This window comes from Kribbella sp. CA-247076 (assembly GCF_050942445.1).
GTDB lineage: Bacteria > Actinomycetota > Actinomycetes > Propionibacteriales > Kribbellaceae > Kribbella.
Window position 1 is genome coordinate 566,176 of record NZ_CP192051.1, and the last position, 23,911, is coordinate 590,086.

22 protein-coding genes are annotated in these 23,911 nt (G+C 69.5%); 11 read left to right on the forward strand and 11 right to left on the reverse strand.

The window, feature by feature from the left end; all coding sequences use genetic code 11:
- The first annotated feature begins 25 nt into the window (after positions 1–25).
- From ACQPYZ_RS02800 to ACQPYZ_RS02810, 3 genes are read left to right on the forward strand one after another with little or no spacing between them, the layout of a single operon-like run.
- On the forward strand, positions 26–277 hold the full coding sequence (locus ACQPYZ_RS02800) for a phosphopantetheine-binding protein (RefSeq protein WP_433164887.1): 252 nt from the start codon (positions 26–28) through the stop codon (positions 275–277).
- The gene (locus ACQPYZ_RS02805; protein WP_433164888.1) at positions 274–1,515 is read left to right on the forward strand and encodes an AMP-binding protein; all 1,242 of its coding nucleotides are present in this window, start codon (positions 274–276) and stop codon (positions 1,513–1,515) included. The genes ACQPYZ_RS02800 and ACQPYZ_RS02805 overlap by 4 nt, the downstream gene beginning before the upstream one ends.
- Entirely contained in the window at positions 1,505–2,248 is a 744-nt protein-coding gene (locus tag ACQPYZ_RS02810) for an SDR family NAD(P)-dependent oxidoreductase (RefSeq protein ID WP_433164890.1), read from the forward strand. The genes ACQPYZ_RS02805 and ACQPYZ_RS02810 overlap by 11 nt, the downstream gene beginning before the upstream one ends.
- A 21-nt stretch (positions 2,249–2,269) precedes the next feature.
- Here the strand turns inward: ACQPYZ_RS02810 and ACQPYZ_RS02815 are convergent, their stop codons facing one another.
- Positions 2,270–3,319, reverse strand: a complete 1,050-nt coding sequence (locus ACQPYZ_RS02815; RefSeq protein ID WP_433169612.1) for an FAD-binding oxidoreductase — start codon at positions 3,317–3,319, stop codon at positions 2,270–2,272.
- Positions 3,259–3,657: an FAD-binding oxidoreductase gene (locus ACQPYZ_RS02820; protein WP_433164892.1), complete on the reverse strand. Its 399-nt coding sequence runs from the start codon at positions 3,655–3,657 to the stop codon at positions 3,259–3,261. The genes ACQPYZ_RS02815 and ACQPYZ_RS02820 overlap by 61 nt, the downstream gene beginning before the upstream one ends.
- Before the next feature lie 145 nt (positions 3,658–3,802).
- On the opposite strand from ACQPYZ_RS02820, the gene ACQPYZ_RS02825 reads away from it, so the two are divergent.
- Together ACQPYZ_RS02825 and ACQPYZ_RS02830 are read left to right on the forward strand one after the other, a co-directional pair.
- Positions 3,803–5,014: a DUF2786 domain-containing protein gene (locus ACQPYZ_RS02825; RefSeq protein ID WP_433164894.1), complete on the forward strand. Its 1,212-nt coding sequence runs from the start codon at positions 3,803–3,805 to the stop codon at positions 5,012–5,014.
- Positions 5,011–5,532 carry a dTDP-4-dehydrorhamnose 3,5-epimerase family protein gene (locus ACQPYZ_RS02830; RefSeq protein ID WP_433164896.1) on the forward strand — a complete coding sequence of 174 codons (522 nt, stop codon included), beginning with the start codon at positions 5,011–5,013 and terminating at the stop codon, positions 5,530–5,532. Before ACQPYZ_RS02825 ends, ACQPYZ_RS02830 begins: the two co-directional genes overlap by 4 nt.
- Positions 5,533–5,539: 7 nt before the next feature.
- Here ACQPYZ_RS02830 and ACQPYZ_RS02835 read toward each other — a convergent pair whose 3' ends face one another.
- Positions 5,540–6,118 carry a TetR/AcrR family transcriptional regulator gene (locus ACQPYZ_RS02835; RefSeq protein WP_433164897.1) on the reverse strand — a complete coding sequence of 193 codons (579 nt, stop codon included), beginning with the start codon at positions 6,116–6,118 and terminating at the stop codon, positions 5,540–5,542.
- A gap of 147 nt (positions 6,119–6,265) precedes the next feature.
- Here ACQPYZ_RS02835 and ACQPYZ_RS02840 point away from each other — a divergent pair, with 147 nt between their 5' ends.
- Positions 6,266–7,756, forward strand: coding sequence for an MFS transporter (locus ACQPYZ_RS02840; protein WP_433164898.1), 1,491 nt, complete (start codon positions 6,266–6,268; stop codon positions 7,754–7,756).
- Here ACQPYZ_RS02840 and ACQPYZ_RS02845 read toward each other — a convergent pair.
- The 4 genes from ACQPYZ_RS02845 to ACQPYZ_RS02860 all read right to left on the reverse strand — a co-directional run bounded on the left by ACQPYZ_RS02845 (position 7,753) and on the right by ACQPYZ_RS02860 (position 13,866).
- Positions 7,753–8,721 carry a GNAT family N-acetyltransferase gene (locus ACQPYZ_RS02845; protein WP_433164900.1) on the reverse strand — a complete coding sequence of 323 codons (969 nt, stop codon included), beginning with the start codon at positions 8,719–8,721 and terminating at the stop codon, positions 7,753–7,755. The two genes, ACQPYZ_RS02840 and ACQPYZ_RS02845, sit on opposite strands and share 4 nt — an antisense overlap.
- Positions 8,722–8,762: 41 nt before the next feature.
- Positions 8,763–9,794, reverse strand: coding sequence for an alpha/beta hydrolase (locus ACQPYZ_RS02850; protein WP_433164902.1), 1,032 nt, complete (start codon positions 9,792–9,794; stop codon positions 8,763–8,765).
- A gap of 22 nt (positions 9,795–9,816) precedes the next feature.
- Positions 9,817–11,529: an arginine--tRNA ligase gene (gene argS / locus ACQPYZ_RS02855; protein WP_433164903.1), complete on the reverse strand. Its 1,713-nt coding sequence runs from the start codon at positions 11,527–11,529 to the stop codon at positions 9,817–9,819.
- A 117-nt stretch (positions 11,530–11,646) separates the two neighbouring features.
- Positions 11,647–13,866, reverse strand: coding sequence for a bifunctional glycosyltransferase/CDP-glycerol:glycerophosphate glycerophosphotransferase (locus tag ACQPYZ_RS02860; protein WP_433164905.1), 2,220 nt, complete (start codon positions 13,864–13,866; stop codon positions 11,647–11,649).
- A gap of 24 nt (positions 13,867–13,890) precedes the next feature.
- On the opposite strand from ACQPYZ_RS02860, the gene ACQPYZ_RS02865 reads away from it, so the two are divergent.
- Positions 13,891–14,670, forward strand: coding sequence for a Fic family protein (locus tag ACQPYZ_RS02865; protein ID WP_433164907.1), 780 nt, complete (start codon positions 13,891–13,893; stop codon positions 14,668–14,670).
- A 354-nt stretch (positions 14,671–15,024) separates the two neighbouring features.
- On the opposite strand, the gene ACQPYZ_RS02870 is transcribed toward ACQPYZ_RS02865, so the two are convergent.
- The gene (locus ACQPYZ_RS02870; RefSeq protein WP_433164908.1) at positions 15,025–15,849 is read right to left on the reverse strand and encodes an HAD family hydrolase; all 825 of its coding nucleotides are present in this window, start codon (positions 15,847–15,849) and stop codon (positions 15,025–15,027) included.
- 483 nt (positions 15,850–16,332) lie between these two features.
- On the opposite strand from ACQPYZ_RS02870, the gene ACQPYZ_RS02875 reads away from it, so the two are divergent.
- Complete coding sequence (locus tag ACQPYZ_RS02875) at positions 16,333–17,799, forward strand: chitinase (protein ID WP_433164910.1); 1,467 nt, start codon at positions 16,333–16,335, stop codon at positions 17,797–17,799.
- Between the two features lie 7 nt (positions 17,800–17,806).
- Entirely contained in the window at positions 17,807–18,721 is a 915-nt protein-coding gene (locus ACQPYZ_RS02880) for a helix-turn-helix domain-containing protein (protein WP_433164912.1), read from the forward strand.
- An 8-nt stretch (positions 18,722–18,729) separates the two neighbouring features.
- Here the strand turns inward: ACQPYZ_RS02880 and ACQPYZ_RS02885 are convergent, their stop codons facing one another.
- Both ACQPYZ_RS02885 and ACQPYZ_RS02890 read right to left on the reverse strand, forming a co-directional pair.
- Entirely contained in the window at positions 18,730–19,179 is a 450-nt protein-coding gene (locus ACQPYZ_RS02885) for an aminoacyl-tRNA deacylase (RefSeq protein ID WP_433164914.1), read from the reverse strand.
- Positions 19,180–19,183: 4 nt separating this feature from the next.
- A complete protein-coding gene (locus ACQPYZ_RS02890) occupies positions 19,184–20,407 on the reverse strand; it encodes an MFS transporter (protein WP_433164916.1) in 1,224 nt (407 codons plus the stop codon).
- 71 nt (positions 20,408–20,478) lie between these two features.
- On the opposite strand from ACQPYZ_RS02890, the gene ACQPYZ_RS02895 reads away from it, so the two are divergent.
- Together ACQPYZ_RS02895 and ACQPYZ_RS02900 are read left to right on the forward strand one after the other, a co-directional pair.
- Positions 20,479–21,369 (forward strand): LysR family transcriptional regulator, encoded by an 891-nt coding sequence (locus ACQPYZ_RS02895; RefSeq protein ID WP_433164918.1) that lies wholly within the window; start codon positions 20,479–20,481, stop codon positions 21,367–21,369.
- A 73-nt stretch (positions 21,370–21,442) separates the two neighbouring features.
- The gene (locus tag ACQPYZ_RS02900; protein ID WP_433164919.1) at positions 21,443–22,264 is read left to right on the forward strand and encodes a hypothetical protein; all 822 of its coding nucleotides are present in this window, start codon (positions 21,443–21,445) and stop codon (positions 22,262–22,264) included.
- 82 nt (positions 22,265–22,346) lie between these two features.
- Here ACQPYZ_RS02900 and ACQPYZ_RS02905 read toward each other — a convergent pair whose 3' ends face one another.
- On the reverse strand, positions 22,347–23,885 hold the full coding sequence (locus tag ACQPYZ_RS02905) for a cellulose binding domain-containing protein (protein ID WP_433164921.1): 1,539 nt from the start codon (positions 23,883–23,885) through the stop codon (positions 22,347–22,349).
- Positions 23,886–23,911: the final 26 nt, after the last annotated feature.

Below are 23,911 nucleotides of genomic sequence, written 5' to 3' on the forward strand. Positions count from 1 at the left end.
GGCGTACCAGCTAGGCTTTGGCGTCATGGGTTCGGTAGCACGTGGCAGGGTCAGGGAGTTGATGGGCGAGGTGATGACGGCACAGGGGAGGACGTTGCCGGGCGACGACACCGCCGATCTGCGCGAGATCGGGTTCCGGTCGCTGGACTTCTCCGAGCTGGCCCTCCGGGTGGAGGACGAGCTGGGTGACGAGCTGAACTTCGATGCCCCCGGGCTGCGCCGGATCGCCACGGTCGGCGACGTGCTGGACTTCATCGATCAACTCCAGTCGGCGTGAGCACGCGGCGCCGGACCACCGCCCTCATCGGTGACGACAACACCGTGGTCGTCGCCGGCAAGAGCCTGACCTGGCGGACGCTGCACAAGCTCCCGCAGCTGCCGTCGCCGGCCGCCGTCCTGGTCGACAACGGCGCGGACGCGCTCGCGGCCCTGCGGCATCACGCGGTCCACGGCACCGAGTTGCTGGTCGCGACGCGGTCCAGGGTCGACCAGCGGATGCGCGAGGAGCTGGCCGGGTCCGGGTTCGCGATCGTGCTGCCCGACGGCGATGTGACCCCGGCGAAGCTCAAACGGGTCGAGGAGTCCGGACGTGCCTGGCTGCTCACCTCGGGGTCGACCGGCCGCCCCAAACGCATCGGCCACACCCTCGAGTCGCTGACCACGGTCACCGGCGAGCAGCCGCCGCGCACCTGGTTGCTCCCGTACTCTCCCGGCACCTATGCCTGGTGGCAGGTGGTCACCCTGTCGCTCACCCACGCCGACCAAGGCTTGGTCGTGATCGAGCCCGACGAGTTGGAGGAGTGGCCGGCGATCGCCGCCCAGCACGGCGTCACCGCCGCATCCGGTACGCCGACGTTCTGGCGGCAGGCGATCTACCGGGACGCCGACACGCTGGCCGACGTACCGCTGGAGCAGCTCACCCTCGGCGGCGAGCCGGTCGACCAGGCCATCCTCGACCAGCTGCGGGAGATCTTCCCGAAGGCCCGGATCTCCTGGATCTACGCGTCGTCCGAGGTCGGTGCGTCGATCGTGGTGCACGACGGGCAGGCCGGGTTCCCGCGCGAGTGGCTGGACCGCAAGCCCGACCCGGACCGCCCGATGCTGGCGGTCGACGGCGACGAGTTGGTGATCCGCTCGCCGCACCACGGCGCCGGGCTGGTCGGCGCGGTGCACACCGGCGACCGGGTCGAGTTCGACGGCGACCGGGTGCTGATCACCGGCCGGATCGACACCGACGAGATCAACGTCGGCGGCTCGAAGGTGTCCGCCGGGATCGTCCGCAACGTGCTGATGGGCCACCCGGGCGTCTCCTGGGCGCGGGTGTTCGCCCGCAAGGCGCCACTGGTCGGGCGGATGGTCGCCGCCGAAGTGGTGCCGAACCCGGCGCTCGGCCCGATCACCGACGCCGACCTGGTCCAGTGGTGCTCGAGCCGGCTGCCCGACTACGGCGTACCCCGGCGGATCCGCTTCCTCGACGAGATCCCGCAGAAAGAGACATTGAAGAGTGAAGTCTGACCTGGTCCCGCCCGCGTCGGTCGTCCTGGTGTCGGGTGGTTCCCGCGGCCTCGGGCTGGCGATAGTCACCGACCTGCTCGCCGCCGGGCTGAAGGTCGCCGCGTTCGCCCGCACCGTCACCCCGGAGCTGACCGCACTCGGCGAGAAGTACCCCGACCACCTGTACTACGGCGCCGTCGACGTCAACGACGCCGAGGCCGGGCAGGCGTTCGTCCGGACCGTGGAGACGACGCTCGGCCCGATCGACGGCCTGGTCAACAACGCGGCGATCGGCCAGGATTCGTTGCACGTGCACACCTCGCCCGACCAGTTGGCGCAGATCATCCAGACCAACCTGACGTCGCCGCTGGTCCTCACCCGGTTCGTCCTGCGCCGGATGCTCGCGAAGGGGCTGAAGGGCCGGATCGTCAACGTCACCTCGATCTGCGCGCAGCGCGGCTTCCCGGGGCTGGTCGCCTACTCCGCGACCAAGGGCGGCATGGACGCGGCCACCCGGTCGCTCGCCCGCGAGCTCGGCGGCCGGGTGCTGGCCAACGCGGTCGCGCCGGGGTTCTTCGCCTCGGAGATGTCCGCGGTGCTCGGCCAGACCCAGCTCGACCAGATCGTCCGGCGGACGCCGACCGGCCACCTGACCGAGCCGGACGACGTCGTACCGGTGGTCCGGATGCTGCTGCTCGAGAACACCAACATCAACGGCCAGGTCCTCACCGTCGACGGCGCCGCCTCGATCTGAGCGGCGCCGCCGGCTTCCCGGTCAGGGCTTGATGTTCGCGTTCCGGTGGAACACGTTGTCCGGGTCGTACTTCCGCTTGAGCTCGACCAACCGGTCGTACTTCGGCCCGAACGTCGCGCGGATCCTGGCGTCGTCGGACTCCGTCATCCCGTTGATGTACGTGCCGATGTTGATCGCGTGCGGCTGGAGCGCGTCCCAGAACGACCGCACCCACGCGATCTCGGCAGCCTGCAGCTCCGGCACCGGGGTCTGGGCGATCGCGAACATCACGTAGCGGTCGGTCCGGCCGCCGCCGAACGCGTTGGCGTCGTCGTCGACCTCGGAGTACGCGTGGTCCAGCCGGTAGAACAGCACCGCCGACAGCGGTGACGTCTTCTTCGGCACGTGCTCGGTGATCACCTCGATGGCGTCGTCGCTGAAGTCCTCGAGGTAGAGACCCTTCTCGTAGCAGTAGTAACCCCAGTCGTTCGCCTCGTCCAGGGATTGCTGCACCGCGACGTACGGCATCGGGGTCGCGAACTCGAACAGCGGCGGCAGCGTGCCGCGGATGTCCGCCAGCACCTCCGCGTGCTCCTCCGGCGAGCCGAACCCGATCACCACCAGGCCGTAGCCCGGCTGGAAGTGGTGCTGCTCCGGAACGAACGGCGCCGGCGGCGCGTTCAGGCAGGCGGGCACCACGCTGAACGTCTTCGGCAGCCGCGGGATCAGTTCGCGAGCCATCCGCAGGACGTCGCCGCCCTGGTCCAGACCCCAGAACAGCAGGCCGTAGTTCACCATCGGCCCGGCCTCGTGCAGCCTGAACTCGAACTCGGTGACCACCCCGAAGTTGCCGCCACCACCCCGGACCGCCCAGAACAGGTCCGCGTTCTCGTCCTCGGCCGCCCGCAGGACGCTGCCGTTCGCGGTGACGATCTCGACCGACTCCAGGTTGTCGATCGTGAGGCCGTACTGCCGGGTGAGCCAGCCCATCCCGCCGCCGAGCGTGAGCCCGCCGACGCCGGTGTGGCTGATCATCCCGGCCGGTACGGCGAGACCGTGCGCCTGGGTCGCGGCGTCGAGATCGCGCAGCAGTGCACCGCCACCGACGCGGGCCCGCGGGCGTCCACGTCCACGGTGACCTGGTTCAGTTCGCTCAGGTCGATCATCAGTCCGTCGTCGACCGAGGACGCGCCGGACATGCTGTGCGAGCCGCCGCGCACGGCGATCTCCAGTCCTCGCGCGACGCCGAACCGGACCGCGGCCGAGACGTCCTCGGCGGTCCGCACCCGGGCGATCACCGCCGGCCGCCGGTCGTGCTGCGCGTTCCACAGCCGCCGGGCGTCGTCGTACCCCTCCTCGCCCGGGCCGATCACGGTGCCCGTCAGGGCACCGCGCAGTTCGTCGAAGCCCGCTTCCGCAAGCTGAGTCATACTCTTTCCCCTCCCCGATTTCACAGCGTCTTGTGGTAGATCCTCGCGCGCTGTCTTCAGCCAGGCTTCAGAAAGGCCAGGTTTTCCACAAGGCTTGGCCGTTCGCGTTTGGGTGACAACTTCGTGGAGTGTCAGACTCGGCCGCGTGAGTGACGAGGAAATCCTGCGGCTGTTGCCGATCGCGGCCTCGATCGTTGCTGTCCGCGACGATCGCGCGGACGCGCAACTGGCCCGTCTGGGGGCGTACGACGAGCGCGACCAGGCGCAGGTGGATCGCTGTGTCGAAGGATTCCTGGCCGCGCTGGTGCGGGCCACCTGGGAGCGCGGCTGGTCGCCCGCGGACGTCGTCGAGCACGGGCGCCGCGAGCTGGACGCGGGGATCCAGCCGTTGCTGCTGGCAGCGATCTCCTCCGAGCACACGAAGTACGGCCCGAACACCCTCGACCCTCGCTGGCTCGACCAGTTGACGGACCTGGGAGTCTCGCAACCCTTCGCCGCGCTGAGCCTGACCGACTGGGCCGCCGCGGCCCGCGTCGGCCGCTACCTCACCCTCCACCACGCCCTGTCCCTGGCCGGCTTCCTGCAAGCCCTCCCGATCCTCGCCCGCCTCTACCCCCTGCCCGGTACGCCGGCCGGACGCCAGGCGCCCGCCGCGCCGGTGAACGGGAAGATGCTCGCGCGCATCCGCGGACTGCTCGCGAAGGCGGAGGCGACCGAGTTCCCCGACGAGGCGGAAGCCCTGTCCGGCAAGGCCCAGGAGCTGATGGCGAAGTTCTCGCTCGACCGCGCGCTCGTCGACGCGGACCCGGCGGTCGAGCTCCCGGACGACTCCGCCGCCCGCCGGCTCTGGGTGGACACGCCGTACGTCTCGGCCAAGGCGCAGCTGGTCGGAGCGGTCGCCTCGGCGAACCGCTGCCGTACGGTCGTCATCGACCAACTGGCCGTGGTCACCATCGTCGGCGCCGAGCTGGACCTGCAATTGACCGAGATCCTCAGCACCTCGCTGCTGGTGCAGGCGAACCGGGCAATGCTTGCTGCAGGCAAGCAGCTCGGCCGGCGGGGTGAGTCCCGGACGCGGTCGTTCCGGCAGTCGTTCCTGATGGCGTACGCGCAGCGGATCGGGGAGCGGCTGCAGGCGACCGCGGCCGCGACGCAGGCCGCCGTACCGGAGGCTGATGCGGATCGTCTGCTGCCGGTGCTGACGAAACGGGAGGAGCAGGTGGACGCGTTGTTCACCAGGCTGTTCCCGAACACGACGACCCGGCGGACCAGGATCACCAACGGCGCCGGCTGGGAAGCGGGCCTGACGGCTGCGGACCAGGCCCAGCTCGACGCCCGGCGGCAGGTGCGCCGGTGACCGGGATTCCCGGGCTACTGCACTTCGAGCTGGACGTGCAGCCGAACGACGACGGCTGGTTCAAGGAGAGCTTCCACGCCGCCAAGCTGGAGGCGGCCGGGATGCCGCGGTTCGAGGTGCGGCAGCACAACGTGCTGTATCTCGCCGAGCGGGGGATCACCCGCGGGATCCACGCCGAGCCGTGGGACAAGTACCTGTCGCCTTCGTCCGGGCGGATGTTCGTCGCGATCGTCGACCTCCGTGACGGTGACGGCTTCGGCCGGGTGGAGACCTTCGAGCTCGGCGCCGGGCAGGCGCTCTACGTGCCGCGCGGGTGCGGCAACTCCTTCTGCACCGTGGAGCCGCACACCGTCTACAACTTCCTCGTGAACGAGTTCTGGTCGTCGGAGCGCGTGACCGTCGACCTCTTCGATCCCGAGCTGGCGATCGCCTGGCCGTTCCCGCGGGAGCGGCTCAGCTACACCGAGCGGGACGCGGCCAATCCTTCACTGGACACCGTCAGAACACAGCGGACCTGAGACCGCCTCAGGACGCAGGGGGCCGGAGGCCGCACAGGACGATGTCGAGCAGGCGGTTCGCCTCGTCGGGCTCCATGTCGCGGCCCATGGTGATGCCGCCGACCAGCCGCATGATGTCCATCAGCTCGAGCTCGGGCCGGACGTCCCCGGCCGCCTTCGCCTGGCTCAGCAGGAGCTCACCGGCCTCCTGCACGTTCACTTTGCAGGACTGGAAGAACGGCGAGTCCTTGCCCAGCGCCGCGGTCAGCTCACCGGCGAGGCTCTTCTTCGAGATCCCGTAGCTGACGAAACTGCGCAGCCAGGCGGCCAGCGCGTCGAACGGCTCGAGCTTCTCGGCGAACCCGTACGCGCGGTCGCAGACGGACTGGATCTCGTCCACGTAGACCGCCTCGAGCAGGGCCGTCCGGTTCGGGAAGCGCCGGTAGAGCGTGCCGATGCCGACGCCGGCGCGGCGGGCGATCTCCTCGAGCGAGGTGTCGGTCCCGTGCTCGGCGAACGCCTCGCGGGCGGCGGTCACCAGCAGGTCGTAGTTCCGGGCCGCGTCGGCACGGGTCGGCCGCGTCGACGGCAACGGTGTCGAACCCATCGGGCCTCCTCACTGTCCGCGACAGCCGTACCGCTCAAAGTCCGGGCAGAATATCGCTTGCTAAAGCGGAGGGTGCCTCCGTATTGTATCCGGAGGAAGTCTCCGCTTTCCCTCTCAACTGTAACCCCTCCGGGGCAAGGAGTACCTATGTCGGCCACAGCCGCGGCGCCGCCCGGCGCCTCCTCCGGCACGCCCGCCCGGCGGCCGGGGATCGTCCTCGCAGTCATCCTGATCACCCAGCTGATGGTCATCCTCGACGGCACCGTGGTGAACATCGCGATGCCGAAGATCCAGCAGTCGCTCGACTTCAGCCCGGCCGGCCTGTCCTGGGTGCAGAACGCCTACGCGCTCGCGTTCGGCGGTCTGCTCCTGCTCGGCGCCCGCGCCGGGGACCTGCTCGGTCGCCGCCGCGTGTTCGTGACCGGTGTCGCCGTCTTCACGCTCGCCTCGCTGCTCGGCGGACTCGCGCCGAACGCCGAGCTCCTGCTCGCCGCCCGGGTCCTGCAGGGCGTCGGCGGTGCGATCGCCGCGCCGGCCGCGCTGACCCTGCTCATGCTCACCTACCGCGAAGGGCCCGAGCGGATGAAGGCGCTCGGCTACTACAGCCTGGTGTCGTCCGGTGGTGGCAGCGTCGGCCTGGTGCTCGGCGGCATGCTGACGGACTGGGTGTCGTGGCGCTGGGGCCTGTTCATCAACGTGCCGATCGGGATCGGCCTGGTGATCGCGGCGAGGCAGGTGCTGACCGAGACCGAGCCGGAGACCGGCCGGTTCGACGTCGCCGGGGCACTCACCTCGACCGTCGGCATCACGTCACTCGTCTACGGCTTCATCCGGGTCGCCGAGGTCGGCTGGACGTCGGCCGAGGTGCTGGCCGCGTTCGTCGCCGGAGTGGTGCTGCTGGTCGCGTTCGTGCTGATCGAGCGCCGGGTCAGCCACCCGATCGTGCCGCTGCGGCTGTTCCGGTCGGCCGACCGCTCGGCGTCGTACCTGGCCATGCTGCTCGTGGTCGGGACGATGTTCGGGATGTTCTTCTTCCTCACGCAGTACCTGCAGGGGGTGCTCCTGCTCAGCCCGCTGGCGGCCGGTCTCGCCTTCCTGCCGCTGACCGGGCTGCTGTTCGCGGCGTCCCGGATCGTGCCGAGGCTGGTTGCCCGGGTCGACGGCGGCAAGCTGATGTTGACCGGGTCGGTGCTGGTCACCGCGGGCACGGTGTGGCTGACCCAGCTGGACGCGCGCAGCACCTACCTGGCCGACGTGGTCGGGCCGATGCTGCTGTTCGGTTTGGGCGCGGGGATGATCTTCATCCCGCTGGTCGGCCGGGCCATCTCGGGTGTCGCGCCGGAGGACTCGGGCGCCGCGTCCGGCATGCTGAACGTGGTCCAGCAGGTCGGCGGCGCGCTCGGCCTCGGCATCCTGGTCACCATCTTCGGTACGGCGACCCGCAACTCGACGTCGACCGGTCCGCGTGAGGTGCTGACCGACGGCGTGCACGCGGCCTTCGTCGGCGCGCTGGTCTACGCCGCCCTCAGCCTGACGATGATCGTCCTCACCGTCCGCCCGTGGACCTGGCTCCGCCGCCGCCCGAACGGACAGCTGAACGAGCAGTCGAGCGCGCCCCAACCAGTGCTGATCGACTAGATCGGGAGTCCGTAGCTGGTCCACTTGGACGACACCGAGAAACCGAGGCGCTCGTACAGACCGAGCGCCCCGGTCGGGTTCTCGGCGTCGACCCCGAGCCCCGCGCGCTGATACCCGACCTCGGCCGCCTTGGTCAGCACCTTCGCGAGCGTGATCCGGGCCAGCCCGCGGCCGCGGTACGCCTTCACCGTGCCGACCTGGCCGATGTACAGCTCCCGGATCCCGGTCGCCTCGGTGTCCGCCTCGTACTCGTACCCGAGCACGTACGCGGCGATCGTGTCCCCGTCCAGGACGACGTACGACGATCCGCCGCGGAACGCCCGCGCCCCGGTGAACCAGGTCTTCCAGCTGTCCGCGTCCTTCGGCGTCGCGCCCCAGTGGTCCCGGAACACGTCGTTGTGGGCCAGCCGCAGCGTCTCGTCCATCGAGGTGTCGAACGGCACCAGCCGCAGCCCGTCCGCCGGCGTCTCCTTCGGCACCGGCTGGTCGAGCGGGCGCTTCATGTCGAAGAAGTACCGGCGCTCCTCGAAGCCGAACTTCCGGAACAGTGCCTCGGCACCGAGGTTCGTGCTGATCCGGCTGCAGGTGACCTCGCCGGGTGCCTCCGGGTGCTTGGCCGCGTGCAGTTCGTGGGCCCGGTTGATCAGCCATGGCATCAACTCCGTCCCGATGCCCCGGCGGCGCCACTCGGGGTGGACTGTCCCCTCGGTGCTGACGCGGTCGAGGTCGATCACCGCGTCGGCGGCGTACAACTTGCCGTACGCGATCATCCGGCCCCCGGCCCACAGCCCGATGGTGTCCACGGCCGGATCCAGGTGCGGATCCTCCAGTTCGTCGATCAGGTCCTGGGCGTCGTAGTTCTCGCCCTCCTGGTCGACCAGCTCCTTGGCGGCCAGCAACTCCGCCCACGCGTCCGCGTCACCCTTGTCGATCGGGCGCGCGTCGATCCCCTCCGGCCAGCTCATCCTCCGAAGGTACGGCGTACGCCGCGATCGCGGCACCCGAATTAGGCCGACAGCTTCTCGGCCAGCCACCGCACCGCGAGCGGGTAGCGGTACTCGATCCCGCCGTGCGTCCCCTCGAACAGCTCGAAGTGCATCCGGTCGTCCGGTACGCCGACCCCCTGAGCGGCCCGGTGGAACGCGGTGGCGCCGAGGTCGAGGTAGTACTCGTCCTGCTTGCCGGCGTCGATCCACACCGCCCGCATCGAGCGGAGCGCGTCGGCGTACTGCGGTTCGCGGACCATCTCCACCGGGTCGCGGGACAGCCAGCGGGCCCAGATCTCCGGGACGACCGCGCCGAGGTCGTCGAACGGCAGCAGCACCGTGCCGTCCGGCTCGGCGGAGTACGCCGAGGAGTAGCCGTAGATCTCCATCAGGTGGAGGTCCTCGGTGGTGGTCCGGCCGGTCCGGGTCGCCACCGACTCGAAGAACTTCTCGTAGCTGCCGTCGTACTTGTCCCGCAACGTCCGCGCGCGCTCCGGGAACTCGGGCCGGTAGCACTGGTCGAAGGCCGCGTCGCCGGCGTGGGTCGCGAGCGCCCCGAACACGTCCGGCCGCAGCAGCGGCGTCACCATCGCGGTGTACCCGCCGCTGGACTTGCCGGTGATCGCCCGGTGGTCCCGGTCGGCGATCGTCCGGTACGTCGCGTCCACCCAGGGGACGATCTCCTCGCACAGGTAGGAGTGGTACTGCCCGGTGCCCGGCGAGTCGAGGCACTGACTACCGCCGTACTTCGTCCAGGAGTCGACGAACACCACGATCACCGGCGGGACGTCCCCGGTGGCGAACAGCGCGTCGAGCAACTCCGGGTAGGGCTGCCGGAACGGCATCCGGTTGAACCACATCCCGATGTGACCGGTGTAGCCCATCGTCACGTAGACCGCGGGGTAGCGGCGGTCCGAGTCGTCGTACCCGGGCGGCAGGTAGACCAGCACCGGCCGCTCGTGCGGGTCACCGAGCGGATTCCCGCGGAGCAGTTCGCTCTCGTACGTCGTCTGCTCGAACCGGCCGGCGAGCTCCGCGGACCACGGCAACATGGGGGCCTCCTAGCTTGCGTCTCTACATGGCGTCGGGAGCCTGCATGCCCAGCAGACCCAGCCCATCCTGCAACACGGTCCGGGTCGCCGCGCAGAGAGCGATCCGGCTTGCTCTGGTACTGCCTTGACTCGTGAGCACCGGACACTGCTCGTAGAACACGGACAGTGCGGTCGCGACGTCGTACAGGTAGGTGCACAGCCGGTGCGGCTGCAGGGTCTCGGCCACCTGCTCGACCACGTCCGCGAAGCCGGTGAGCAGCAGCGCGAGCCGCTCCTCGGCCGGCTCCTTGAGCTCGGTGACCTGGCCGGGCTCGGTGACCTGGTCGTGCTCTGCGCCGGCCTTGGAGAGCAGCCGCGTCAGCCGGGCGTGCGCGTACTGCAGGTACGGCCCGGTGTTGCCGGTCATTGCGACCATCCGGTCGAGGTCGAAGACGTAGTCGTTGCCGCGGTCGCTGGACAGGTCGGCGTACTTGACCGCTCCGATCCCGACCACCTTCGCGGTGGCCTCTCTGTCGATTCCGTCCCGGTCTTCGAGCAGGGCGGCCGCGCGTGAGACGGCCTCGTCGAGCAACGTGGTCAGCTTGACCGTGCCGCCCGCCCTGGTCTTGAACGGCTTCCCGTCCGGCCCGAGTACGGTGCCGAAGCCGACATGCTCCGCCGTCGTTGTCGGAGGCAACCAGTCGGCAGCGCGGGCGAGAGCGAAGATCTGCTCGAAGTGCAGCGCCTGACGGTGATCGACGACGTACACGATCCGGTCGGCGTGCAGTGTGCTGACCCGGTGCCGGACCGCGGCTAGATCGGTGGCGCTGTAACCGAAGCCGCCGTCGGACTTGCGCACGATCACCGGCAGCGGCTGGCCGTCGCGGCCCGTGAATCCCGGCAGGAACGCGCACAACGCTCCGTCCGACTCGGTCAGCAGGCCGGCCGCGGTCAGGTCGTCGACGACCCGTGGCAGCTCGTCGTTGTAGGCGCTCTCGCCGACGACGTCGGCCCGGGTCAGCTTCGAGTCGAGCAGGGCGTAGACCTGGTCGAAGTCGGCCAGTGAGACGTCGACCATCCGCCGCCAGCTCGCCCGCGTCTCCGGATCGCCGGACTGCAGCAACACGACTCTGTTCCGCGACTTGCCGGCGAAGACGGCGTCGGCGTCGAAGTGCTTCCGGCTCCGTTCGTAGAGCAGCTGCAAACCCTGCAGATCAAGGTCTTTCGGGTCGAGCGACTCCTCGAGCGACTGCTCGATCATCATTCCGTACTGCGTGCCCCAGTCGCCGACGTGGTTCTGCCGGACGACGTCGTACCCGACGTACTGCAGGACGTTGCAGAGCGCGTCGCCGATCACGGTCGAGCGCAGGTGGCCGACGTGCATCTGCTTGGCGACGTTCGGCTGGGAGTAGTCGACGACGACGCGCTGGTGTCTGCTGGTGAAGGTCCGCGGCTCGTTCACCGCGGCCGCGAGCGTGGACGCCCGGAGCCTGAGGTTGACGAATCCCGGCCCGGCGATCTCCGCCGGTTCACACAGGTCGGCGATCTCGAGGACGTCGACGAGGCGGGCCGCGACCTCCCGCGGCGGCCGGCCGAGCGCGTTGGCGAGCCGGAGCGCGAGGTTGCTCTGGTAGTGGCCGAACTCGGGCTTGGTAGCCGACCTCAGCTCGGGATCGAGGTCGCCGTACGACGGCCCGAAGGCGGCCGCCGCGGCGGTGGACAGTCTGGCGGCGAGGACAGGCAGAACAGCGGACATGACAGGTCCTTCGGAAGTAGACGCACTGGAACAGGCCGAGGTGTTCAGACAGTGCGTCGTCGTCGCAGGCCGGACCGCAGGCGGAGTACGCGCGCGAAGTCCCGGCTGATCGACATGTCAGCCATTATGCATGAAGTACGGCGAGGGTGCCGCCGTACGATCCGCCAGCGGCACGATCGGTGGCAGGTCGGTCTCGCCCAGGAACACCCGCCGGACCACGCGTTCCGCCGCCTGGCCGTCGTCGAACTCGCAGAACTTCTCCCGGTACAGCTGCCGGTGTTTCGCCGCCTCCGCGGACGCGAACGCGCCCGTCTGCAGGATGCTCAGCAGCTCCTCGGGCGATCGCGCGACCAGCCCGGGTGGGAACTCGGTGACGTCGAAGTACGTGCCGCGGCGGCCGTCGTAGAAGTCCTGGTCGTCGACCAGCAGCACGATCGGCCGGTCCAGGTTCGCGTAGTCGAAGGTGATGGACGAGTAGTCCGAGACCAGGACGTCGGCCGCCAGCATCAGGTCCTCGACCCGCGGGTGTTCGGACACGTCGATCACCTTGCCGGAGTGGATGTCCGGTGCCTTGGACAACGAGTAGTGCGTCCGTACCAGCACCCGGCCGTGATCGCCGACGGAGCCGGCCAGTCGATCCAGGTCGAGGTGGATGCCGTCCCCGCCCAGGTCGACCACCCCGGCCGGCGTCCGCACCGAGTCCACGCCGTCGCGGAACGTCGGCGCGTACAGCACCACCAGGTGCGAGTCGTCGAAGCCGAGCCCGGCCCGGATCGCGCGGACGTCGTCCACGGTCGCGGTGATCAGCCGGTCGTTCCGCGGGAAGCCGTACTCGAGCTCCTCGAAGTACGACGGGTAGGTGCGCTCCCAGATCTCCGAGGAGTAGCGGTTCGAGGAGAGGTTGTAGTCCCACCGGTCGACCTGACGCATCAGCTCGTCCAGGTCCAGGTCCTTCGCGGCCAGCGGGAAGTGCCGCAGGTCGGTCCCCATCGTCTTCAGCGGCGTACCGTGCTGGGTCTGCAGGTGGATCTGCCCCGCCCGCTTCTCCAGCTCCTTCGGCCAGTTCATGTTGCTGACGAAGTACGTCGCCCGGTCGAGCAGCTTCTGGTACGCCGGGGAGCCCGCGACGACGTACTCGACTCCTTCGGGGATCACCGTGAGGTGCTCGGCGTCGACGACCCAGACCCCGCGTAGGTGCGGCGCCAGCTCGGCGGCCTTCTCGTAGATCGCGCGCGGACTGCACGCGTACTGCGTGAACCAGTAGGCGGAGTAGGCGGCCAGGTTCGGGTCGAGCTTGCCGCGGTGCCGGAGCTTGCCGACGGTCCTGCGCGGGCTCGCGTGCAGCACCTTGGCGCTCAGCTTGAGGGTCGAGTACGTCGCGTAGTCGTCGTGGATCAGCAGCCAGCGCCTGAACCCGCGACGGGTGCGGTCGCTCGCGTACCCCTCGGGCTTCCACCGCTTGGCGAACGCGTGCGCCGCGTGGAAGAACTCCGCCCGGTCATCCGGCGCGATCCGCTCCGGCTTCGCGAGGACGGCGAGGATGTGGTCCAGCGACCGGTCGAACGCGAACCGCCGCCAGCCGGCCAGCTCGGGGTCGGACTGGATGAACGCGTGCACCCGGTCGTACTGGTCGAAGATGTCCCACTGCCGGCGGCCGCGGGTGGCGTGGATGTTGCCGCCGGTGCGGTGCTGCCGGTAGTGCACGACCACCCGGTCCAGTGTGGCGATCCGCTCGGCGGTCAGCATCGTCGAGTAGGTCCAGGGCGCGTCCTCGTAGAACCCGGCGGTGAACGCGAACCCGTGCCGGGTGAGGAAGTCCCGCCGGCAGGCCTTGTTCCAGACCACCTCGAGGAAGGTGAGGAAGATCGGCCGCTCCGCCGCGGTGAACACCCCGGCGCCGTGCCCGGCGAAGGCGTCGTGCCGCTGGTTGCGGACCACCCGGCCGTCCCAGAAGATCCGCTCGTAGTCGAACATCAGGATGTCCGGCCGGTCGGTCGCGTCGATCCGGGCCGCGATCGCCTCGAGCGAGCCGGGCAGGTACAGGTCGTCGGCGTCCAGGAACAGCACGTAGTCGCCGCGGCACTCCTTCAGCCCGGCGTTCCGGGCCAGGCCGAGCCCGACGTTCTCCTCCAGGTGCACCACCCGCACCCGTGGGTCACCGGCCGCGTACTCGTCCAGGATCCGGCCGGACCCGTCCGGATCGGCGTCGTCCACCCCGACGATCTCGAAGTCGGTGAACGACTGCCCCAGCACCGAGTCCAGGCAGGGTCGCAACCACGCCCGCGAGGCGTGACAGGGAACCACGATGCTGAACTTGGGGACGGTGCCGAGCGCCATGCCACGTCATCCTAGGGTGCAGGTATGCAGACAGATGTGTTCGAGCCGTTGGGCGGGCTGGAGGGGGTCGGGTCGGCGGCGCGGGCGGCCCGTGACGCGGTCGACGTACTGCTCCGGGACCGTGGCCTGCGCAAGGTCGGCGCGGACGCGACCGCCGAGGCCCTGCTGCGCGGCGCGCACGCCTCCGCCGCCCTGGCCGGCAGCCCCGCCTCCCTCGAGGAGGTACGCCGCGGCGCCGCCGACGGACTCGCCACCGGCGCGGTCCGGATCACCGGGGAGCTGATGCGGCTCGCACCGCGGACCGACACCGCACCGGTGCAGGTCTGGACCAGACTGCACCAGTTGGCGGCGGCCGATCTCGGCCCGGAAGACCAGTTGGGTCATCTGCGGACCAGTCGGGAGCCGATCCCGGACGACATCCCCGGGCTGCCGCCGGCGCCGCCGGCCGACGAGATGTGGGACCGGCTGAGCGCACTCGCGCAGAACCTCACCCACCCGACCAAGGCACCCGGCCTGGTGGTCGCAGCGATCGTGCACGCCGAGCTCGCCATCCTGCGTCCCTTCCCGACCGCCAACGGACTGGTCGCCCGGGCGGCCGAACGCTGCCTATTGGTTGCCAGAGGCATCGACCCGGTCGCGGTCACCGTCCCCGAGGCCGGTCACTATGAGTTGGCGGGAACCTATCCGTCCGGGCTCAGCGACTACGCAGCGCGAGGACTGACCGGAGTTCGTGACTGGTTGCTGCGGAGCTGTGAAGTCGTGGCACTGGGTGCCGAACGGTCGCCGCTCGCGCACGTCGGCTGACGCCTGCGCTACACATGCGAACGGCGTTCTCGGATGAGAACGCCGTCGCTGGCACGCCATCCTGGTTACCATGCGTGCACCTGTCTGCCGCCACAGGACTAGGCCTGGGTCGCGCTGCCCGGTTGGGATGGGCTGGTCGCCGCGTGGGTGCCTGGCTGCCGTGCAATCTCTACCGGACCCGAAGGTCCTTTGTGCTTCCTTTGTACTCCTGAAAACCCTTCCTGTGAAGGGCTTACGCGACCTTCATGAGGTTGAGAACAATGAAGCACTCTTCAGCTTTCCGGCGACCCCGCCGACGGCCCGGCGCGGGGATTGCCGGGCCGCGCGCAAGCTCAGCTCTCGGTCGTACGCGGCTCAGCTCTCGGTCGTGCGGGCGCGTCGGCGGGCGGCCAGGAACAGCGCCCCGGCGGCCACTCCGGCGACGGCCACCGAGGCCACCGCGGGACGCCGTACCTCGCGGAAACGGTTGCGTTCGGCCAGGCCGACCGGCTCGGTGAAATCCAGCACCGGCCAGTCGCGGGCGATCGCGAGCCGGCGCAACGCCTTGTCCGGGTTGACCGCGAACGGGTGACCGACGGCCGCCAGCATGGGCTCGTCGGTGATCGAGTCCGAGTAGGCGTAGGAGCTCGCCAGGTCGTAGCCCTCGGCTCCGGCCAGCGCCTGGATCGCGGTCGCCTTGTGTGGACCGTAGGCGTAGTCCTCGATCACACCGGTGTACTTGCCGTCGGCAACGACCATCCGGGTGGCGATCACCTTGTCGGCGCCCAGCATCGCGCCGATCGGCTCGACCACCTCGGCGCCGGACGAGGACACGATCACCACGTCCCGGCCGGCCGCGTGGTGCTCCTCGATCAGCTCGACGGCTTCCTCGTAGATCATCGGCGTGACGATGTGGTGCAGGGTGTCGGCGACGATCGCCTTCACCGTCTCGACGTCCCAGCCGGTGCACATCGCGGACAGGTACTCCCGCATCCGCTCCATCTGGTCGTGGTCCGCGCCACCGAGCAGGTAGACGAACTGGGCGTAGGCGCTGCGCAGGACGGTCCGGCGGTTGATCAGCCCGCCGGCGTAGAACGGCCGGGAGAACGCGAGCGTGCTCGAGCGGGCGATTATGGTCTTGTCCAGATCGAAGAAGGCGGCCGCTCGGACCGTCCCGGAGGGTGCCATGTCGTCGAGCATAGGCATCGTGACGAAACGCCGGGGGACCCGGGCTTTTGTGTGGGCCGGTCTCCCGTTAGACTATTCGGCAGTGTGACAGTGACACTGGCCGGGAACGCCTGATCGGCGGCTTCGGCGCCCGGAAGACACCGTCTCGGTTGCAACCGAACTGAGATGTGTGAAGTCCGGTCTTGGGGGGTACATACCCCCTGACAGTGGCAGACTGTCGCCTCCTGATCGGCCCCCGGCTCCTCCCCCCGAGCCCGTGGCCGAAGACGGCCCCCGGTCACCCCCCCGCCGGGGGCCGTCGCCTTTCCTCAACCAGTGTGCTGACAGCCGCCGGTTCTCCCACCAGCGGCCGGCCCCCGCCAGCAGCCGCTTTCCCCGCGCCCGCCGGTTTCCCGGGCTGTCGATGTAAAGGCTTCCTCATTTTCTGAGCGTGAGAGCGCGTTCACTTTATGCAGGGTCTTGACAATGTAGTTGAGCAGTCACAGTTTGTAAGTCATGAAAACGCGTGCACTCCGCCCCCAGGCCGCGATCATTCCCGCCCTGACCACGCTGCTCGTCGCCCTCACGGGCCTGCTCCTGGTCCCCGCGACCGGGTCCGCCGCCACCAACCTCGTCACCAACGGAACCTTCGAGACCGGCGACCTGTCCGGCTGGACGTGCGCCGCCGGCGCCACGACCACGTCGGCCCGCACCGGCAGCTACGCGCTCCAGGCCGCCCCGACCTCGTCCGACAACGCCCGGTGCACCCAGTCGATACCGGTCAAGGCCAGTACGACATACGCGTTGTCCGCCTGGGTCAAAGGCTCCAACGTCTACCTGGGCTTCGACGGCGGTACGTCGACGTGGAGCACCAGCACCACGTGGAACCAGTTGACGACCACCTACACCACGACCGCATCCCAGACCCGGCTGACGATCTACCTGCACGGGTGGTACGGACTGCCGGCGTACCAGGCGGACGACGTCGTACTGGACGGTCCCGGTGGGACTCCGGATCCGACGACGCCACCGACCACCCCGCCCACCACTCCGCCGACCACCCCGCCCACGACGCCGCCTCCGGCTGACGGCACGCTGCCCAAGCACGTGCTGACCGGCTACTGGCAGAACTTCAACAACGGCGCAACGGTCCAGCGGATCAGCGACGTCCACGCGGCGTACGACCTGATCGCGGTCGCCTTCGCCGACGCCGATCCGTCCAGGCCGGGTGCGATCACCTTCACCCTGGACTCGGCCGGGCTCGGCGGTTACACGGTCGCCCAGTTCAAGGCCGACATCGCGGCCAAGCAGGCAGCCGGCAAGCGGGTCATCCTGTCCGTCGGCGGCCAGAACGGCACCATCTCGGTCGGCAGCTCCGAGGCCGCGACCAACTTCGCGAACACCGCGCTGACGGTGCTGCGCGAGTACGGCTTCGACGGGATCGACATCGACCTGGAGAACGGCGTCAACGCGCAGTACATGGGTCAGGCGCTGCGGAGCCTGCGCAGCCAGTTCGGCAGCGGACTGATCATCGCGATGGCGCCGCAGACGATCGACATGCAGAGCACGTCGTTCGAGTACTTCAAGCTCGCGCTGGCGATCAAGGACATCCTGACCGTGGTCAACGTGCAGTACTACAACTCCGGCTCGATGAACGGCTGCGACGGGCAGGTGTACTCGCAGGGCACGGTCGACTTCATCACCGCACAGGCCTGCATCATGCTGCAGAACGGCCTCCGCCCCGACCAGGTCGGTCTCGGCCTGCCGGCGTCGTCCCGGGCGGCCGGCAGCGGCTACGTGTCACCGCAGATCGTCAAGAACGCTCTGGACTGCCTGACCCGGGGCACGAACTGCGGCAACTTCAAGCCGACCACCACCTGGCCCTCGCTGCGCGGTGCGATGACCTGGTCGACCAACTGGGACGCGCTGAACGGCAACGCGTTCGCCAATGAGGTCGGCGCTCACGTCCACTCACTGCCCTGACGCGCTGATGCACAGCTACCGACCGGCTCCGGTGCTGGAAGCGCTCGGTGTCTGCTCGGAGGACGAGCAGCTCTACCGGGCGCTTCTGGCCCGGCCGGAGTCGACGACCACCGACCTGACCCACGACACCGGCTGGCCGGCCGCGCGGGTCGGCCGGCACCTGAAGTCACTGCTGTCCCTCGGCCTCGCGACCCGTACCTCGGGGCGGCCGGCGCATTACGTGCCGGCCGTGCCCGAGGCCGCGGTCGAGCTCCTGGCGCTGCGGAAGCAGGCCGCGATCCTCGAGGCCAGACTCGGTGCGTCCGTGCTGACGACGGAGTTCCGCCGGCAGGACTCGTTCACCGTCGTCCGGGGGACCGAGGCGGTCGCGCAGCGGTTCTACCAAGCTCAGCAGAGTGCTCAGACCGAGGTGCTCGTGCTCGATCGGCCGCCGTACGTCGTCCTGCCGGTCGAGCCGCGGCGCGCACACGGGGTGTCGTACCGGACCATCTACGACATGGCGTCCCTGTCGGAGCCCGGGGACCTGGTGGTGGCCCGGTCGGCGGGGTGCCGGATCCTGCGCGACGTACCGCTGAAAGTGGTGATGGTGGATCGGCGGACCGGACTGCTGCCGACGACTCCGGACGTGATCGTCGAGCTGGGGCCCTCGAGTCTGCTGGACGCGCTGCTGCGGTTGTTCGACCTGTTGTGGCAGCAGGCGAGCCCACTATCGCCGGCGGCTTCGGAGGGGCCGTTGAGTGGCGAGGATCAGCAGCTGCTCGCGCTGGCCGCGGCGGGGCTGACGGACCAGGCGATCGCCCGGCGGCTCGGGGTGGCGCAGCGGACGGTCGAGCGGCGGATGCAGCGGATCCTGCGGGCTCTGGACGCGACAACCCGCTTCCAGGCCGGCCTACGAGCCGGCCAACGAGGCCTGCTTACCTAATCTCGTGGCTAGTCGGTTACGTCTGCCACGGTCGCGTTGAGTGCTTTGAACAAGCTCTCGGCGTTCACGGTGAGGCCGACGCCGTGGTCGCCGCCGCCGATGGAGATCGTCCCGGTGATGCGTTCGTCGGCGACGACCGGCCAGGCGTGCGTGCTGCCGAGGGGAGTGATCGTGCCGCGGACGTACCCGGTGACCGCGAAGGCGGTGTCCTTGTCCGGCATCGAGATCCGGTTGACGCCGAGCAGCGAGCGCAGCTTCGGCCAGGCGATCTCGCGGTCGCCGGGCACCAGGACGAAGCGGTAGTCGTCGTCGGACAGCCGGACCACGATGGTCTTGATCAGGTTGGCCGGCTCGATCCCACGGGCGGCTGCGGCCTCCTCCAGCGAGTTCACCCGCCCGTGCCGGGTCACCTCGTAGTCCAGGCCCAGTTGGTCGGCCGCCTCGATCGCTGTGCTCACCCCGCTAGTTTCGCACCTTGCTCGCCACGTTCTTGAGGAGCACGGCCAGCACGAACGTGACGAGGAACAGTACGCCGGCTTCCAGCGCCACGCCGTTCCAACCGCCATGGCTCCACGCCGCCCCAGCCAGCCCACCGAACACCGACGAACCCAGGTAGAAGGCGAACAGGTACAGACTCGCAGCCTGTCCGGTCCCGCCACCGCCGGCGTGCGCGCGGGCCGCCACCCAGCCGCTCGCCACGCCGTGTACGGCGAAGAACCCGGCCGTCATCACCGCGAACCCCACGACGATCAACGGCAGCGGTGCGGCCAATGAGATCGCTACCCCCGCGAGGGTGACCAGGCACCCCACCGGCACGACCGCACGACGCCCGTACCGGTCAGCGAGCCACCCAGCCGTCGCCGAGCCGACCGAGCCGAGCAGATAGACCGTGAACACCAGTCCAGCCGCTCCAGCACTCAGGTCGTACGGCGCTCCGGACAGCCGGAACACGGCGCCGTTGTAGACAGCCACGAACGCACCCACCGCGGTCGCCGCGATGCCGTACAGCGCCAGCAGTGCCGGATCACGCAGTACCCGACCTGTCTGGGTCAAGAGCTGCTTCGGACTGGCCGGGCTCGGGTGAAAGTTCTGGGAGGTCGGCAAGAGCAGCCAGACCACAGCGGCGCACAGCACGCCGACGAGGGCGATCCCTCCGGACGCGACTCGCCAACCGCCGAGGTCCGCGAGGCCGCCTGCGATGAGGCGGCCGGCCATGCCGCCGACCGCCGTACCCGCGATATAGAGGCCGCTGGCACGTGCATGGCTGTCCTGGTGCACCTCTTCCCGCAGGTAGGCCATGGCTACCGCGGGCAGTCCGGCCATCGCGATGCCTTGGAGACCGCGGAGCGCGAGCAGCATGTGCCAGCTCGGAGCGACCGCACAGAGGAGTGCGATCCCGGAGGTGGCTGCGACTGACCAACGCATCAGAGTGGTGCGACCGATCACTTCCGAGACTGGACCGGCGATCAGTAGGGCCACACCAAGTCCGAACGTGGCCAGTGACACTGTGAACGCGCTCTGGCTCGGGGAGACGTGGAACGCCTCGACGAGCTCCGGAAGAAGGGGCTGCGTGCTGTACAGGAGTGCGAACGTCGCCAGTCCCGCTGCGAACAGCGCTACCGACAGGCGGCGGTAGCCGGGGTCGCCGGGACGGTAACCGGGATGGACGGCGACCGAGGTCTGCATGTCTTCGACCGTGCCACGCGTCGCGCGATACGTAAAATGTCGATCTCAGCGGTAAACGATACGATTTCGGTATGCATCTGGAGGATCTGCGCTGGTTCGCCGTACTCGCGGAGACCGAACACCTGACCGAAGCGGCCGCCGCGCTGGGGACGAGTCAGCCCAATCTGTCGCGGTCGTTGCGGCGGGTGGAGAGCGCGTTCGGCGTCCAGCTCTTCGAGCGCGAGCATCGCGGGATGCGGCTGAATCCGTACGGGCGGGTCGTGCTGGAGGCCGCCCGGACCGGCTCAGCAGCGGTTGACACGGCCCGGCAGCGGATCGGCGCGCTGCTCGACCCGGAGTCAGGAACCGTCCGGCTCGGCTTCCTGCACTCCGTCGCGACGAGTCTGCTGCCGGACCTGTTGAAGGCGTTCCGGGAGGAAGCGCCGGCGGTGCGGTTCGCGCTTCGGCAGGAGCCGGCGCACGACATCGTCGAGGACCTGGAGAGCGGTGAGGCCGAGATCGGCATTATCGCGCCGCGGCCGGATCCGCACGTGTTCGGTTGGCACCTCCTCGAGCAGCAGCGGCTCTGTCTGCACGTCCCGCCCGGCCATCCGCTGGCGTCGCGCCGCCGGGTGGAGTTGGCGGCGGCCGCGGACGAGCCGTTCATCGGGCTGCGACCCGGGTTCGGCTTCCGCCGGATCACCGAGGAGTTGTACCGGGCGGCCGGATTCACTCCGCGACTCGCCTTCGAGGCGACCGACCTCGCGACCATCGACAGTCTGGTCGGTGCGGGCCTCGGGGTGGCCGTGCTGCCGTCCGGTGCGGTCCGTGGGAACGAGAGCGGAGCGGTGTCCATCCCGCTCGCCGGAGTACGGGCTCGTCGCGAGATCGGCATGGCCTGGCGGCTGCGGGCGCAGCTGACGCCGGCCGCCGAGCGATTCCGCACCTTCGTCCGGTCGCAGCCGGTCCGGTCCTCGGGGTGACTTTCGTAGCGTTGGTCCGAATTTCCCGGTGTCGACTTGCAGAGAGAGGGCTTTCCGCCGCACAGTTTCCTCCGTGAGGAAGCGTCTGAGTTCGATCCGGCCGAGTCGTCGCCTGCTGTTCGCAGCCGGCACGGCCGCTGCGGCGTCGACCGTTGCGTCGGCTGCAACGGCCTCGGCGGCTTCCACGGCTCCGACCACCGCGGCGGATGCGGCGGGTTCCGCGAGCTCCGCGGGTTCGGCGGGCTCCGCGGGTGAGCTCGCGGCCACCGGGGCCTACGGGTCCGGCGTACTCGGTGCGTGGGAGCGGCAGGCACGGGCGATCTCGAGCGAGTCGCAGATCCGCAAAGCGCGCGAGACCGACGGCGTCTACATGTTCGGCGACAGCATCGGTGTCCAGGACGGTCCGTCGCTGGCCCGGGCGCTGGCCGCCCACGGCATCCACGTCGCTGTGCACAACTGGGCCGGCCGGCCGGTCACGCCGGCGGTCGACGCGCTGGACACCTGGGCCCAGGACCACGGGCTGCCGCACCGGATCCTGATGTCGGTCGGTTCGAACGACATCTTCACCCCGCCCGCCGTGGCTGCCCAGGTCGAGCGGACGATGCAGATCGTCGGTGCGGAGCGGACCGTCTACTGGGTCAACATCCAGGCCGCCCGGACCGGGCACGGTCCCGGCGTGCAGGTCTCCGACCAGCGCAACAGCGCCTGGATCAACCTCCAGCTGGCCGACGCCCAGCGCCGGCACGAGAATTTGCGCGTCATCCAGTGGGCCGAGCACCTCGCCGCCAAGCCGAACCGGCTGGCCAGCTACCTGCGTGACGGCCTGCACCCGTCGATCCCGCTCGGGCAGAACGCCCGCAACGCGCTCATCGTCAAGGCGCTGAAGTCGGGCTGAGACTGGCCGGCTGAGTACGGCTGGGGATCGAGTACGGCGACGCGCGGGTGGTTGCCCGCACGCCGCCGTACCACTGGAGGGGTCAGAACCCGGCGCTGATCCGGGTGAACTCCCAGTCGGGTTGCGCGATGCCGGAGCAGTGCGAGACCACTCCGCCGCCGGCGCAACCGCGGTCACGGTTGACCGACCAGAACGCCAGCCGGCCCAGACCGTTGGACTTGGCCCAGTTGGTGATGTTCTGCCAGGCAGCCGTCGTGGTCAGCTCCTGCTGGTCGGACAGGCCGTTCATGCCCGACACGCCCTGGTGGGCGTAGGCCTGCGCCGTGGTCCAGCCGAAGGTCGCCTTCAGCTTGTTGTTCAGGCCGACGGACGCGTTGATCGTGTCCTGCTGGATGTTGGAGCTGCCGAAGTCGAACGGCATCAGCGTGTAGATGTCGATGTTCGCGTTGAGGGCCTTCGACCGCTCGATCAGCCGGTTGCCCCAGAAGTTCGGGCCGCTGGTCGTCGTACCGAAGGTCAGGATCGTCTGGATGCCGGGGTTGTTCTGCTTGACGATCTTGAGCGCGTTCAGGATCCGGTCCTGGACGACCTCGTTCTCGAACTCGTCGCTGTTCTCGATGTCGACGTCGATCGCCTTCAGGCTGTACGCGTTGATCACCTGCTGGTACGCACCGGCGAGTGCTTCCGGCGTACTGCAGTTCGGCCCGAGTTTGTTGCCGCTCCAGCCGCCGATCGACGGCACGATGTCGCCGCCGGCCGCGCGGATCTGCGCGATCGCGGTGGCGTCCGCGCTGCCCTGCAGCGGCCGGCTGCCGTCCCACGCCGGGTTGCAGCCGCCGGACGAGAGGATGAAGGCCATCGTGAACCACTTGATGCCGGTCGCGTTCATCACGGTCGCCGGGTTCGGCGGGTTACCCCAGCCCATGTACAGGTACGGCGCAGCCCGCCGGGTGCTGGGCTCACCGCCACCGGTGGTGGTCTTCACGGCGACGGTGCCGCTCTTCGGACCTTCGCCGGCGCTGTTGGACGCACTGACCTGGTAGTTGTACGTCGTGTTCGCGGTCAGCCCGGAGTCCGTGTACGACGTACCGGTGGGGGAGCCGACCTTGGTGCCGTTGCGGTACACGTTGTAGCTCGTCGCACCGCTCGGTGCGGACCACGTGAGGCTGACGGACGACGAGGTCGCCGTACCGGCGAGGCCAGTCGGTGCGCCCGGTGCGGTACCGCCACCGCCGGAGCAGTTGCCGCCGTTCAGCCGGCACGCGGCCAGACCGGGGAAGTTGCCGGGGCTGCCGTTGAAGCCGAAGGTGACGGACGCGCCGGGTGCGAGCGGTCCGGCCCAGCTCGGCGGGGTGAACGTGTGTGTCTGGCCGTTGCTGCTCCTGGTCGCATCCCACGAGCTGCTGATCGTGTGGCCGGACGGGAAGTCCAGTGCGACCGACCAGGTGCTGAGTGAACTGGTGGTGCCGTTGGTGACAGTGACCTTGCCTTCGAAGCCGCTGCCCCAGTCGGACACCTTGGTGAAGGCCGCGGTGACGGTGGCCGCGTTGGCGGCCGGCGCTGTGAGAAGAGCTACAACCACTGCGGCGATGGCCGCTATGGCGATGGAAATGCGTTTCATGATGCTCCGATCAGTGGGCGGGACGT

Excerpts from the sequence above, each read along its gene's own strand:
- ACQPYZ_RS02860 (WP_433164905.1), bottom strand. The coding sequence starts at position 13,866 with ATGGCGCTCGGCACCGTCCCCAAGTTCAGCATCGTGGTTCCCTGTCAC.
- ACQPYZ_RS02865 (WP_433164907.1), top strand. The coding sequence starts at position 13,891 with ATGCAGACAGATGTGTTCGAGCCGTTGGGCGGGCTGGAGGGGGTCGGG.
- ACQPYZ_RS02890 (WP_433164916.1), bottom strand. The coding sequence starts at position 20,407 with ATGCAGACCTCGGTCGCCGTCCATCCCGGTTACCGTCCCGGCGACCCC.
- ACQPYZ_RS02880 (WP_433164912.1), top strand. The coding sequence starts at position 17,807 with ATGCACAGCTACCGACCGGCTCCGGTGCTGGAAGCGCTCGGTGTCTGC.
- ACQPYZ_RS02905 (WP_433164921.1), bottom strand. The coding sequence starts at position 23,885 with ATGAAACGCATTTCCATCGCCATAGCGGCCATCGCCGCAGTGGTTGTA.
- ACQPYZ_RS02895 (WP_433164918.1), top strand. The coding sequence starts at position 20,479 with ATGCATCTGGAGGATCTGCGCTGGTTCGCCGTACTCGCGGAGACCGAA.
- ACQPYZ_RS02840 (WP_433164898.1), top strand. The coding sequence starts at position 6,266 with ATGTCGGCCACAGCCGCGGCGCCGCCCGGCGCCTCCTCCGGCACGCCC.
- ACQPYZ_RS02820 (WP_433164892.1), bottom strand. The coding sequence starts at position 3,657 with ATGACTCAGCTTGCGGAAGCGGGCTTCGACGAACTGCGCGGTGCCCTG.
- ACQPYZ_RS02875 (WP_433164910.1), top strand. The coding sequence starts at position 16,333 with ATGAAAACGCGTGCACTCCGCCCCCAGGCCGCGATCATTCCCGCCCTG.
- argS (WP_433164903.1), bottom strand. The coding sequence starts at position 11,529 with ATGTCCGCTGTTCTGCCTGTCCTCGCCGCCAGACTGTCCACCGCCGCG.
- ACQPYZ_RS02800 (WP_433164887.1), top strand. The coding sequence starts at position 26 with ATGGGTTCGGTAGCACGTGGCAGGGTCAGGGAGTTGATGGGCGAGGTG.
- ACQPYZ_RS02835 (WP_433164897.1), bottom strand. The coding sequence starts at position 6,118 with ATGGGTTCGACACCGTTGCCGTCGACGCGGCCGACCCGTGCCGACGCG.
- ACQPYZ_RS02870 (WP_433164908.1), bottom strand. The coding sequence starts at position 15,849 with ATGCTCGACGACATGGCACCCTCCGGGACGGTCCGAGCGGCCGCCTTC.
- ACQPYZ_RS02850 (WP_433164902.1), bottom strand. The coding sequence starts at position 9,794 with ATGTTGCCGTGGTCCGCGGAGCTCGCCGGCCGGTTCGAGCAGACGACG.
- ACQPYZ_RS02845 (WP_433164900.1), bottom strand. The coding sequence starts at position 8,721 with ATGAGCTGGCCGGAGGGGATCGACGCGCGCCCGATCGACAAGGGTGAC.